Here is a 12,656-nt window from a genome sequence, read left to right as displayed (position 1 = left end):
GAGAGCAGTGATGAAGGCTCGGATGTGGACAGCGGCAGTGGGCGCGGTGGTCATCAGCGCTGGGATGCCGATGGCGTCGGGCGCGCAAGGCGCGTGCGAAATCAACGACAGCAGCCCGTTCCAGGTGAATGGGGCGAAGCAATACGTGATCGCCGCCGCGGCCGCCAAGCGCGCCGACGAAGTGCCTAAGCACTTGCAGAACGCGATTCGCGTACTCACCGACGACCCGTCGAAGATCAAGAACGAAGCCGGTCGCCAGTGGATGCTGCTGCGCGCGTATGCGCAGTGGTTGCAGCGCGAGAACGCGAGCCTCGTGATGAAGCGCGGCGACGTGGGCTTCACCCAGAATCCGGCCGGCACGCAGAATCTGCTGCTCGGCCTGGATTCGGCCGCGACGGCGATCGAGTCGATGCTGCCGCAGTGCAAGGAGAAAGTGCGCCCCTATCGCGCACAGTTCTTCGGGGAGATACTCAACAAGGCCATCGCGGCCATGTCCGCTGAGCAGAACGATTCGGCGGCGTATTTCGCCAACCTGTCGCTGCAAGTTGCCGGCACGGATCCGCGCCCGTGGAACGTACTGTCTTCGGTGTACCAGAAGCAGAACAAAATCGACAGCGCGATGATCGCGATGGAGAAGGTGATTGCCCTTTCCGGTTCCGATACGCTGTATGCGCGGGTCAAGCAGCAGAGCCGCTACAATCTGGCGGTCATCAGCCTGACGCGGGCCGAGGCGGAAGCTGCGGGCGAAAAGAAGGACGCCGAGATCAAGACGGCTCGTGCGCTGCTGGAAGCATATCTGAAGGACACGCCGGGCGACGCGAACGCGGCGCAGGCCCTTGGCCGGGCGGTTCGCCTTTCCGGTGACACCGCCGCTGTCTCGGCCATCTTCGCCGATATGCTGAATGCGCCGGACAAGTTTTCGGCCGACCAGCTGTTCGAGGCGGCCTCCAACGCCGCAGCCACGGGTCACGACGCGGATGCATCGAAGCTGTTCGAGAACGGGCTCAAGAAGAATCCGTATCACCGGCTGGCGCTGCTCAACTACGCCAACGTGCTCTTCACGCTCAAGGACACCGAGCGCATGGCACCGGTGGTGTCGCGTCTCGTGGAAGTGGATCCCAATTACGACCGTGGCTCTCGGCTCATGGCTGGGCTCTGGCAGCTGAAGGCCCGCGCGGAGTCCGACGCCGCCAAGAAGAAGACGGCCAACGACTCAGTGCTGTTCTATCTCGACAAGCAGACGAAGACGAATCCCCGGGTCGACATCACGCTTGCCCAGAAGTCGGGGAACGCGTATTCGGTGCAGGGCACCGTCAACAACGAAGGCAGCGCGTCGGCCTCGTGGACGATGAAGCTGGAGCTGCTCAATGTCGCCGGCGCGGTCGTGGCGACGAAGGATGTGGCGATCGGACCGGTCGATGCAGGTGGAAATACGACCTTCTCGGTGAAGCTCGATGCGCCGAAAGCGGTCGCGTATCGCTATGCGCCGCTCAAGTAAGTCCATGTTCTAAATTGACTTCGGGCATCACAGTTCGTATATTTTCTCAAGTGGGCGGCAGCGCGTCGGTTGCCGCCCCTTGTCATCCGGGGGAAGGCCTTTGGGCTTCTTCCCCCGTTTTCGTCCCGGGTCATGGTTCGCGTCACACGTGTGCAGCCGGGGAGCATTGCCGACGAGATCGGCATCGTTCCTGGCACTGAACTCCTCGCCGTCAACGAACGGCCGTTGGAAGACTTCCTCGATTGGGAGTTCCTGACGGCCGATGAGGCGTTCATTGTGTCGGCCCGGCTACCGGATGGCTCCGAAGTCGAATACGACATCGAGCGCGAAGGCGGAGAACCGATGGGTGTGGAGCTCGCGCCGCCCACGGTGCGTCGCTGCGCCAACCGCTGCGAGTTCTGTTTCATCGAGGGCCTCCCCAAGGGCCTCCGAAAGGGACTCTACATCCGCGACGACGATTACCGTCTGTCCTTCGCCTACGGCAACTTTGCGACGTTGTCGAACGTGAAGGAGAAGGACATTGCGCGCATTCTCGAGTACCGCCTGTCGCCGCTGTACGTGTCGGTTCATGCGACGCCATGGGAAGCGCGAAAGGTGCTTCTCAACAACCCGCGTGTCCCGAACATTGTGGACCAGCTGACACGGCTGGCCGAGGGCGGCATCCAGTTCCATGGGCAGATGGTCATCGTGCCGGGCCTGAACGATGGCGACGTGCTCGAGCAGTCGCTCACCGACCTCTGGAACCTCGGCGACGCCGTCATGTCCGTGGCGCTCGTGCCCGTCGGCGTGACCCAGTTCTCGCACCTGTACAACGGCAAGTCGATGGACGCGGCAAACGCGCGTCGGTTGCTCGAAACAGTGCACCGGTGGGAAGAGCGCGGTTTGGCCGAGCGTGGCGACCGTTGGGTGTTTGGTTCTGATGAGCTGTACCTGCTGTCTGACGAACCGCTCCCCGACATGGAGCACTACGGCGACTTCTCGCAGATCGAGAATGGCGTCGGCGCGGTCACGTCATTGCGGGCCCGCGTGCGCGACGGACTGTCGCAGTTGCCTCGCCTCGACGGAAAGAAGATCGGAATCGTGACGGGTGTCTCCATGACGCCGTTGATGCCCGAGTTGCTCGACCTGCTGCGTGAAGCCACCGGCGCCGAGTTCTCGCTCATCACGATGGAGAACTCATTGTTCGGTCCGACGACGACCACCGCCGGATTGCTGGTGGGCGCCGATATTCGGAAAGCGCTTGCCGACCGGCACGATCTCGATCTCGCGCTCATCCCCGCCGAGTGCATCAACGACGATGGGCTCTTCCTCGACGAAGAGTCGTTCGTGGCGGTGCGAGAATCGCTGCCGATGCCGGTATATCCTTCGTACGATTTCATAGACGCGCTGGTCCCGGAAGGTGACGCGGCGTTCCAACCAGCCGCATGAGTCTTCCAGTCATAGCCATCGTCGGACGTCCCAATGTCGGGAAGTCCCATCTCTTCAATCGTATCGTCGGCGAAGCGTCCGCGATCGTCAGCGAGGAAGCGGGCACGACCCGCGACCGCCATTTCGGCCAGGCCGATTGGGCCGGCCACCACTTCTGGCTGGTGGATACCGGTGGACTCGTCGAAGATTCGAACGAGCCTATGGACGTCGCCATCCGCAAGCAGGTCATGCAGGCGATCGATGAAGCCGATCTCCTGATGCTCGTCGTGGATGCCAAGGTCGGCGTGCATCCCAGTGATGCGCGCTTGGTCGACATTCTGCGTCTCGCCAAGAAGCCGTGGGTGCTCGTCGCCAATAAGGTCGATGATCCCAACAGCGCCGACTTCTACGATTTCTATCGCCTCGGCGTGACCGACGTGTATCCGGTGTCCGCGGCCAACGGTAAGGGCTCGGGCGACCTGCTCGACGCGGTCGTCGCGGCCATTCCCGAAACGGACGAAGTGCCGTCGGAAGCGGTGCGTATCGCCGTGATCGGCCGGCCGAACGTGGGCAAGTCGTCGTTCGTGAACAAGCTGCTTGGTGAGGAGCGTCTGGTGGTGAACGATGAATCGGGCACGACGCGCGATTCGATCGATGCGCCGATGCGCTACCACGATCAAGATATCATCTTCGTCGATACCGCCGGTTTGCGGCGACAGTCGAAGATCGACGATGGTATCGAGTTCTACTCGGCGCTGCGTAGCCGGCGTGCGATCGACTCGTCGGACGTGTGCATCCTGATGGTCGATGCCACGGAGGGCCTGCAGAATCAGGATCTCAAGATCGCCACCTTGGCGTGGGAAGCCGGGCGCGGTTTGATCATGGTGATCAACAAGTGGGATCTGTACGCCGACAAGACCGACAAGAGCTCGGCCAAGTTCCGGAAGGACGCCGTGGAGAAGGTGCCGTATCTCGGCTTCGTGCCCTTCCTGTTCACGTCGGCGCTCACGGGACAGCGCGTGAACAAGGTGCTCGACATGGCGTTGGAAGTGCAGGAACAGCGCACGCGCCGCATCTCCACGTCGCAGGTCAACGATGCGCTGCAGGAGATCATCGCCAAGCTGCAACCGCCCCAGGCGGCGGGTCGCGAAGTGAAGCTGAATTATGCCACGCAGGTGGAGACGTCTCCGCCGACGTTCGCGTTCTTCGGCAATCATCCTGAGCTGATTCCCGAGAACTACATCCGGTACATCCACAACCAGTTGCGTGAGAAGTGGGGATTCACGGGCTCGCCGATGCGCATCATCATGCGGAGCAAGCGCGAGTCGTGAGTTCCATGATCGCTCAGGTCGCGGCGCTGTTGGCCGCGTACGTCATTGGCTCATTTCCCACAGCGTACCTCGTGGGAAAGGCCAACGGAGTCGATCTACGGACGGTCGGCTCGGGCAACCTGGGTGCGACGAATGTGTTTCGCACGCTTGGGTGGAAGTGGGGGCTGCTCGTGTACATCGTGGACGGTCTCAAGGGCGCGCTGCCCGTGCTGCTGCTGCCCGGCGCGATCGGCGTGGCCACAGGATGGCCGTGGGGCGCAGCGTTTGGCCTGTTGGCCATTCTGGGGCACGTGCGCCCGGTGTTTCTGATGGGCAAAGGTGGCGGGAAGGGCGTGGCGACGGCGAGCGGCGTCTTCATCGCGCTCGCACCCATTCCCGCGCTCTGTGCCATCGTCGGTTTCGCCATCGCGGTGGCCATGACGCGATATGTCTCGCTCGGATCACTGGTCGGTGCCGTCGTCCTCCCTGTGGCGTTGTTGCTGCAGCAGCGGGAAGTCACGCCGCTGGTGTTGCTCAGTGCGGCGGTCGGCGCCTTTGTTTTCTGGACCCATCGCGAGAATATCGGTCGCCTTCGGCGCGGCGAAGAACGTCGCGTCGGTTCGAGCTCGTCGTCTTCCGCTGGAGGTCGCGCGTCGTGACGCATCCACTTAGCTGCGCCGTGATCGGTGGCGGTGCGTGGGGAACGGCGATCGCCGATCGTCTCGTCCGCAACGGGCATCGAGTTACGATCTGGGCGCGTGAGCAGGACGTGGTCGAGGCGATCAACGCCCGTCACGAGAATCCGCGATTCCTGCCGAACGTCGCGCTCGCACCGGGGCTCACCGCCAGCAGCGACATTGGTGTCGCGCTGCGGGATGCCGGTCTGGTGGTCTACGCCGCGCCGTCACATGTGCTGCGTGCCGTCGTGGCGTCCTGCGCCGGTTCGATCGCGCCGGGGGCCGTGCTGTCGGTCGCCACCAAGGGCATCGAGCGGGAGACGCTGGCCCTGATGACGGATGTCGTGGCGCAGGAAGCTATCGGTCATGCGGTCGTGGCGGTGAGTGGGCCGAGCTTTGCGGCCGAAGTGGCGCAGGGGCAGCCGACCGCCGTCGTCGCCGCGTGTGCGTCGCATGACGCGGCCAAGTTGGTGCAGGCCGCAATGAGCGCGGCCGCCTTCCGTGTGTACACCAGCGACGACGTGGTTGGTGTGGAACTCGGTGGCGCGCTCAAGAACGTCATGGCGGTCGCGACGGGCATCCTCGATGGGTTGGGACTCGGCTACAATCCACGCGCGGCGTTGATGACCCGAGGTCTGGCAGAGATGACGCGCCTTGGCGTGTCGCTCGGCGCGCGCGCGGAAACGTTTGCCGGTCTCGCGGGGTTGGGCGATCTCGTGCTCACCTGCACGGGCGCCCTCTCACGTAATCGCGCGCTCGGCGTGGCGATCGGGCAGGGGCAGTCGCTTGATGAGGCTCTAGCCGGGAAGGACAGTGTGGCTGAGGGCGTGCTCAACGCGCAGAGCGCGAAGGCGCTCGCCGACCGTGCCGGCGTCGAGATGCCGATCATCGATGCGACATATCGTATCCTGTTCGAAGGACAGGCCCCGCGTGAAGCGGTGACGGAATTGATGGCGCGCGAACTGCGCGCGGAGCGCGACTGACGTGGCAGCGCCCCGCGGCGAGCCGATTCAGGAGTTCTACTCCATTGGTGAGGTCTGTTCACTCACCGATCTCAAGCCGCACGTCCTGCGATACTGGGAGAGCCAGTTCAAGCTGCTCAATCCCGCCAAGAATCGGAGCGGCAACCGCGTCTACGCTCGTCGCGAGGTCGAGCTGATTCTTCTTGTGAAGCACCTCCTGTACACCGAGAAGTATACGATCGACGGCGCCCGTCAAAAGCTTGATGAGCACCGGAAAGGCGGCTCGTTGCGACCCGCCGCTCGTGCGGCACTCGAAGTCGAAGCGCTCGAGAGTATCGAGCGCGATCTCGCGGAGTTGCAGGCGATTCTCGACGATCGGCCGGTACCCCGTCCTCGCTAAGGCGCCATCCGCTAAGGCGCCATCCGCTCAGGCGCGATTCGCTCAGGCGGATGCTGCCCACTTTCCGCTCTTTGTCTTTCACCCGATCCAATGCGCATTCTCCTCAGTAACGACGATGGCATTCTCGCCAAGGGGTTGGGCGTGCTCGAGCAGGCCTGCCTCCCGCTTGGCGAGCTCAGTGTCGTGGCTCCCGATCGTGAACAGAGCGCGACGAGCCATTCGCTCACCCTGCATCATCCGTTGCGACCCGTGCAACTCGGCGCGCGTCGCTGGCAGGTAGACGGTACGCCGACCGATTGTGTGATGCTCGCCTGCGAGGCGCTGCTCGATGCGCGGCCGGACTACGTGATCAGCGGAATCAATCACGGCCCGAACATGGGCGAAGATGTGCTCTACAGCGGCACCGTGGCGGCAGCGATGGAGGGCCTCGCCCTTGGTATTCCGTCGATCGCGGTCTCGTTCGCCGGCAGTGTGCTACGCGCCGATGCGCTGCTCGAGACGCAGGTCGATGTGCTGCGCGACCTGCTGAAGCACTTGATGTCGCTCACGTCGTTTCCGCGCGAAACGCTCTTGAACGTGAACTTGCCGAACGTGGCCGGCGACCAGATCAAAGGCGTGCGCCTCACTCGCCTTGGCCGTCGCGTGTTCAGCGATTCCATCACGAAGATGAAGGACCCGTGGGGTCGCGAAATCCTTTGGATCGGCGGTGGCAGCGTGGCGTGGAGTGGTCCGGAGGATTCGGATTTTCGCGCCGTCCACGATGGCTTTATCTCGGTGACCCCGTTGCACCTCGACCTCACGCACCGCGATGTGCTCGATACGGCGACGGATTGGTGGCGTCCTCTGTAGAGCCGGAGTTCCGCGGCGCACGTCGACGACTCGTCGAGGCGCTCCAAGATAAGGGTATTCGCGACCTCGCCGTGCTGCGTGCGATCGATCAGGTGCCACGGCATTTGTTCGTACCGCCCACGGTGCGCCATCGCGCGTACGAGGATTCGGCGTTGCCGATCGGCAGCGGACAGACCATCTCGCAGCCGTACGTGCACGCGCGCGCACTCGAGCAGTTGATGCTCACGGGAAAGGAGAAGGTGCTCGAGATCGGCACCGGGTCCGGGTATCAGACGGCCCTGCTGTCGGAGCTGGCGGCGCAGGTGTTCTCGATCGAGCGCTTTCCGGCACTTCTCGACAAGACGCGACCGATTCTGCAGCAAGCCAACGTGCGTAACGTCTCGATCCTGCTGGGTGACGGCACGCTCGGCTGGCGTGAGTATGGTCCGTATGACGGAATCGTCGTCAGCGCCGGCGCGCCTCATGTTCCGCCTGCGTTGGAGGAACAGCTGGCCGAAGGCGGACGCATGCTGGTTCCGATCGGTGACAGGGACGAACAGATGCTGACGCTGTTCATAAAGCGGAACGGAAAGCTGGAAGGTCGTGACATCGTTCCGGTCCGCTTCGTCCCCTTGATTGGGGCCGGTGGTTGGCCGGCCTGACGGACCCGGCAGCCGCGCGCGTTTGCGCTCGACTGCTCCGCAGCGCATCTTCGCCACTCACGGCCTGACCACGCTATGTCCACATCTGACTCGTCTCCATCCAATAGCGCGGACCTGCGCTCGATGCACGCGCCGTACGCGTTTCCGCAAACGGCGAGCGCGTCGGGCAGCCATACATCGAACGTGGCGCGCGTGAAAGTCGGTCCGTACGTGCCGGCGCCGTGGCGCGGAAAACCAGCGCTGAGCGGAACGCCGCTGTCGGTCACGCCGCTGTCGGTCACGCCGCTGTCGGTTACGCCGCTGTCGGTTGTGGCGATGCCCGTGTCGGAGATGCCGCCGTCGTATCCGACGCCGGCCTACTTTACGCCGCTCGGGTCGCGCTCGCAGGATGATTTCGTGACGCCGGCGTTCGACCTGCCGGCCATTGTTGACGAAACCGAAGGCTTGGCAGCCGTGTCCTTCGCCGAACCGGTGGAGTCGTCGCTGCCGGAGACGTCATCGCTCCCCTGGATCGACGCGTTTCTTTCGTCGACGCCGGCGATGCCGATGCGAGTGGTCGATGAGCCGGTCGCGTCATTCACACCTCCCTCATCGGAGACCATTGTCGACGAGGCGGTCGCCGCCATCGAATGGCCGATGACGGCCCCCGCTCCTGAGGCGCCGACGCCATCGGATGCATGGGCCCTCGACGAAGCTGCAGAACAGATGCGAGCCATCGCCGACGAACTGCGCGACCACGAGGGAATCGCAGGTGGATTGGGCGAGGCTGCACGGTTGTTCGACGCGTCACCATCGCCGGACCCGCTGCCGGCCTGGAGCGACGATGACATGATTGACATCATGCCGGTTCAACAGGAGCGCGCCGCTACGCCGAACCGTGCGCCGACACCGGCGTCGAACAGCGCGCTCGAACCGTGGGCTGATCGGGCGCGTCGAGCCGGCGACGAAAGCGCCGAGGCGGCGGCCCGCGCGCTCGAGCTGCTTGCCCGGCGTGTTCGCGATGGCGAGATCTCACTGGCCGGCTACGAGCCTCGTCTCGGTGACGCCGCCGCTCTGGCCGCGGCACTCGCCGCCCTGCTGGGCGTCCGTCGGTAATGGCGCTGGCGGTTCGCCGCTATCGGGTGGAAGGGGAAGTGCAGGGCGTTGGCTTCCGATGGTACGTGCGCGAGCACGCTCGTGCGCTTGGGCTCGCTGGGTGGGTGCGTAATGAGCCCGATGGCGCCGTGGTGCTCGTGGCGCATGGGGAGGAAGCGAGTCTGGACACGCTGGAACGCGGACTCAAAATCGGTCCACGGAACTCGACGGTCAGCGACGTGGTTCGCCGGGAGCTCACCAGCTTCGACGCCGTGGGTCTACCCACGCCGTTCGCGATCGAGCGATAAGCGGCGGTCTGCGATAGTTTGGCACGCATGACTGCCATACTCACCGAACGATTGTCAGCCACACTCCGAGATGTCCCGGACTTTCCGAGCCCAGGCATCCTTTTCAAGGACATCACTCCAGTGCTCGCCGATCCGGCGCTGATGCGCGACGTGATCACGGCGATGCTCGCGCCTCTTCGCGGCTCCGGCGTTACACATGTGGTCGGCGTGGAGAGTCGTGGCTTCCTGTTCGGCGTGCCGATGGCGCTGCAGCTCGATGTGCCGTTCGCGCCAGCGCGCAAACCCGGCAAGCTGCCCTGGAAAACGGCGCGTGAGTCGTACGATCTGGAATACCGGAGCGACGTGCTGGAAATGCATACGGACGCCGTCGGGGCAGGTGCGCGCGTGCTGGTGGTCGACGACGTCCTCGCTACCGGCGGAACCGCTGCGGCGACCTGCCGACTGATCGAGCGGCTCGGCGGTTCGGTCGTTGGCGTTTCAGTGCTGGTCGAGCTCGGTTTCCTTCACGGTCGGGCGAAACTCCCGGATCGCGCCGTGCACGCAGTGGTGACATTCTAAGCACAAGAACCGACGGGCAGACTTGAGCGCGGTGCACCGATCGGCGAGATTCGCATCGACCGCGCGGCGGACACTCCGTGCGGTGCCGTCCCCGTAGCTCAGTTGGATAGAGCGGAAGTTTCCTAAACTTCAGGCCGCAGGTTCGATCCCTGCCGGGGACACCTTCTCGAGTGCAATCCGCACGCCCCCATACACTCCGGGAGCATGCGGCACTATGTTATAAGGCTATCTTCGTCCGTTTCGTTCTTCGCCCCTCATCGCTGGTCTTCCGCATGGCCCAGTCGTCCCGTTCCGCGTCGTCCTCCTCGAGCCTCTCCGACGATCCGATGGAGAAGCTTGGCGACTGGTTCCAGTCGAACAGCCGTCCGATCGGCATGGCAGTTGGCGGCGTCGCCGTGGCTGCGCTCGCAATTTTCGGCTACCGCAGCTATTCGTCGGGCCAGAACGCGAAGGCGTCAACGGCACTGTATGCTGCCCAGGCTCCGATGGCGCAGGGCAAGCTGGACGAGGCCACGAAGGCGCTCGACAAGGTGGCCAAGGGCTATTCGGGTACGGCTTCGGGCCAGCAGGCCTCGCTACTGCTGGCGCAAACGCAGTTCGAGCAGAAGAAGTACGCCGAGGGTATTGCGTCGCTCGAAAAGTCGGTTGGCAGCGCCAGTGCAGACTTTAAGGCGTCGATGGAATCGATGATCGCGGTCGGCTACGAGCTTCAGGGTAAGCTGGCCGACGCGGCGACGCACTACGGCAAGGCTTCGGCGGCGGCGAAGTTCGAGAACGACAAGAACAGCTATAAGGCGTCTGAAGCACGCAGTCTCATGGCCGCCGGCAAGAATGCCGAAGCCAAAACGATTTGGGAGGCCTTGGCGAAGTCGGACAGTCCGGCCGCTCAGGAAGCCAACGTCCGCCTTGGCGAGCTGGCCGGAGCCGTTAAGAACTGAGCGACTGTGGATGAAGCACCGTAGCGCTGATTTGTGAGGAAGTGAGCGGCGGCGGTCCGGAGCGATTCCGGGTCGCCGTTTTTGCATGGAGACGGTCCACACCGACGAATACGACATCAACGCGTCCAGAACACGTCCGAATAGCATCAGTCTGTGGGAAAGGGCGGCATCTACATATGCGCATAATACATGTTATGTAAACCATTGTTGGTGGATAACTGTGGGAAAAGATTTGGGGATTTCTCCATCACGCTGTGGATGAATGCGGTAAACCCTTCCAGATATGTGCGTTAGCCTTTCTCTGCACATCTGGCTCGGCAGTCAAAGCTCACGAACCGTAAAGCTGTCCACCTTCCCACATGGTTTGTGTGATATGGACCGCATGAGCTCGCGCCAACAGCGCAAACTGGCCAGCTCGCCGCACAGAGGCGCGGCGGCCGCTCAGATCGAGTCGATTACGCCGCGGAATACCACGCGGCCCTCACCACGAAGCGTTGGTCGGAAGCCCGACTCCGTCGCCGTCAGACGCACCTCGAGATCGCGGCCGGAGCTGGTGCGCATCGCCACCGTCGATGGCGCAACGAGCCCCCACGCGGTCAGCAGCACCGCCGTCGCGACGGCTCCGGTGCCACAGGCCAAGGTCTCGCCCTCCACGCCGCGCTCAAACGTGCGATACCGCCACTGGCCGCCTACCATCGGCGAGACCCAATTCACATTCGCCCCCGCCGGGCCCGACGCCTGATGCCGGCGCAGTAGCGGCCCGCGACCTTCCACATCCACCGCATCGGCGTCGGCGCACAGGATCACGAGATGCGGAATGCCGGCGATGGCGAAGCCGATACGCTCTTCACCGACGACCAGGTCGATCGGCATGGCAGGTCGGATCCCGCTGACCGGCTGCAGATCGATCTCGGGAAGCCCGTCGCCGACGCGGCTGGCAATGAGGCCGGCCGGCGTGGTGAGCGTCATTCCCGAATCTGCGGCAAGGCCCAGCATGGCCGACATGGACGTCGAGCAGAGCGTCGCGTTTCCGCAGAGATCGGCCGGCGTTCCATCACTGTTGAAGTAATGAATCCGCACATCCGCCTCGGGACGCGCCGGTTCGAGAACGACAATGCCATCGGCTCCTATACCGTTGTGCCTATTGCAGATAGACTGTATCACCTCAGGTGATGTCACACGTTCGAGTGGCACATCACGGCCGTCGAAAAACACGAAATCATTACCCGATCCCGTCATCTTCGCGAAGGGAATTCCGCGTAACGTCGACAAGGGCGCGGTCACGCGTTCCCCGTAATGGCCCACCAGCGGAGGCGCCACACCATCCAAATAGCTTCACGAACGATACGCTTGGACATCTTCGACTCGCCTTCCGTGCGATCGTGGAAGACGATAGGAATCTCAGCAATGCGAAATCCCCGCTTCCAGGCCCTGAAACTCATCTCGATCTGAAAGGCGTATCCGTTGGACCGGACCTGATCGAGCGGGATCGCCATCAGCACTTCGCGCCGAAAGCACTTGAAGCCGCCCGTCGCGTCGCCCAACCGCAGGCCGGTCACCGCGCGCGCATAGATGTTCGCGCCGTACGACAACATGAGCCGCGTCATCGGCCAATTGACGACCGTCACCTTGCCGTCGCGATAGCGGGACCCAAGCACCAAATCGGTGTCGCGGATCGCGGCCAGGAACTCAGGGAGATGCCCGGGATCGTGGGAAAAGTCGGCATCCATCTCGAAGATGAAGGCGTAGTCGCGCTCGAGCGCCCACTTGAACCCGGCCAGATACGCACGGCCGAGTCCCTCCTTCCCTGCCCGATGCAGCACATGCACACGTGGATCGGCCGCGGCCAGCTGATCGGCGAGCTGACCGGTGCCATCAGGAGAATTGTCGTCAACCACCAACACATCGAGCCGCGAGTCCTGCGCGAGGATCAGCGGTACGATGCGGGTGACATTCTCGCTCTCGTTGTACGTCGGGACGATCACGAGGGCGCGCTCGCCCAGCGCGAGTGAACCACGCGCCGGAGTCGGAATT

General features: G+C 63.6%; 14 protein-coding genes and 1 tRNA gene. 13 read left to right on the top strand and 2 right to left on the bottom strand.

Features of this window, described 5'->3' with window-relative positions; translation table 11 throughout:
• Positions 1-10: 10 nt before the first annotated feature.
• The 13 genes from HKW67_RS06050 (at position 11) to HKW67_RS05990 (ending at position 10,622) form a co-directional block, all read left to right on the top strand.
• Entirely contained in the window at positions 11-1,498 is a 1,488-nt protein-coding gene (locus HKW67_RS06050; protein WP_171224529.1) for a tetratricopeptide repeat protein, read from the top strand.
• 132 nt (positions 1,499-1,630) lie between these two features.
• Entirely contained in the window at positions 1,631-2,926 is a 1,296-nt protein-coding gene (locus tag HKW67_RS06045) for a DUF512 domain-containing protein (protein ID WP_171224528.1), read from the top strand.
• Complete coding sequence (gene der / locus HKW67_RS06040; RefSeq protein ID WP_171224527.1) at positions 2,923-4,236, top strand: ribosome biogenesis GTPase Der; 1,314 nt, start codon at positions 2,923-2,925, stop codon at positions 4,234-4,236. Before HKW67_RS06045 ends, der begins: the two co-directional genes overlap by 4 nt.
• A gap of 5 nt (positions 4,237-4,241) precedes the next feature.
• A complete protein-coding gene (gene plsY, locus HKW67_RS06035; protein ID WP_171224526.1) occupies positions 4,242-4,874 on the top strand; it encodes a glycerol-3-phosphate 1-O-acyltransferase PlsY in 633 nt (210 codons plus the stop codon).
• Positions 4,871-5,875: an NAD(P)H-dependent glycerol-3-phosphate dehydrogenase gene (locus tag HKW67_RS06030; RefSeq protein WP_171224525.1), complete on the top strand. Its 1,005-nt coding sequence runs from the start codon at positions 4,871-4,873 to the stop codon at positions 5,873-5,875. Before plsY ends, HKW67_RS06030 begins: the two co-directional genes overlap by 4 nt.
• Before the next feature lies 1 nt (position 5,876).
• Positions 5,877-6,254, top strand: a complete 378-nt coding sequence (locus tag HKW67_RS06025; protein ID WP_171224524.1) for a MerR family transcriptional regulator — start codon at positions 5,877-5,879, stop codon at positions 6,252-6,254.
• Between the two features lie 90 nt (positions 6,255-6,344).
• Positions 6,345-7,103, top strand: a complete 759-nt coding sequence (gene surE / locus HKW67_RS06020; RefSeq protein ID WP_171224523.1) for a 5'/3'-nucleotidase SurE — start codon at positions 6,345-6,347, stop codon at positions 7,101-7,103.
• A complete protein-coding gene (locus HKW67_RS06015) occupies positions 7,088-7,744 on the top strand; it encodes a protein-L-isoaspartate(D-aspartate) O-methyltransferase (protein ID WP_230981135.1) in 657 nt (218 codons plus the stop codon). Before surE ends, HKW67_RS06015 begins: the two co-directional genes overlap by 16 nt.
• 75 nt (positions 7,745-7,819) lie before the next feature.
• Positions 7,820-8,839, top strand: coding sequence for a hypothetical protein (locus HKW67_RS06010; protein WP_171224521.1), 1,020 nt, complete (start codon positions 7,820-7,822; stop codon positions 8,837-8,839).
• Positions 8,839-9,126 carry an acylphosphatase gene (locus HKW67_RS06005; protein WP_171224520.1) on the top strand — a complete coding sequence of 96 codons (288 nt, stop codon included), beginning with the start codon at positions 8,839-8,841 and terminating at the stop codon, positions 9,124-9,126. Before HKW67_RS06010 ends, HKW67_RS06005 begins: the two co-directional genes overlap by 1 nt.
• 27 nt (positions 9,127-9,153) lie before the next feature.
• Entirely contained in the window at positions 9,154-9,684 is a 531-nt protein-coding gene (locus tag HKW67_RS06000) for an adenine phosphoribosyltransferase (protein ID WP_171224519.1), read from the top strand.
• A gap of 87 nt (positions 9,685-9,771) precedes the next feature.
• Positions 9,772-9,845, top strand: a tRNA-Arg gene (locus tag HKW67_RS05995).
• Positions 9,846-9,956: 111 nt separating this feature from the next.
• Positions 9,957-10,622, top strand: a complete 666-nt coding sequence (locus tag HKW67_RS05990; protein ID WP_171224518.1) for a YfgM family protein — start codon at positions 9,957-9,959, stop codon at positions 10,620-10,622.
• A 441-nt stretch (positions 10,623-11,063) separates the two neighbouring features.
• Here HKW67_RS05990 and dapF read toward each other — a convergent pair whose 3' ends face one another.
• The gene (dapF, locus tag HKW67_RS05985; RefSeq protein WP_171224517.1) at positions 11,064-11,906 is read right to left on the bottom strand and encodes a diaminopimelate epimerase; all 843 of its coding nucleotides are present in this window, start codon (positions 11,904-11,906) and stop codon (positions 11,064-11,066) included.
• Positions 11,903-12,655, bottom strand: a complete 753-nt coding sequence (locus HKW67_RS05980) for a glycosyltransferase (protein WP_171227569.1) — start codon at positions 12,653-12,655, stop codon at positions 11,903-11,905. The genes dapF and HKW67_RS05980 overlap by 4 nt, the downstream gene beginning before the upstream one ends.
• Position 12,656 lies beyond the last annotated feature (1 nt).

Origin of the sequence: Gemmatimonas groenlandica (assembly GCF_013004105.1) — a bacterium.
GTDB lineage: Bacteria > Gemmatimonadota > Gemmatimonadetes > Gemmatimonadales > Gemmatimonadaceae > Gemmatimonas > Gemmatimonas groenlandica.
The sequence above is the reverse complement of the archived record's forward strand: the minus strand, read 5'-3'. Positions and strand labels throughout refer to the sequence as shown.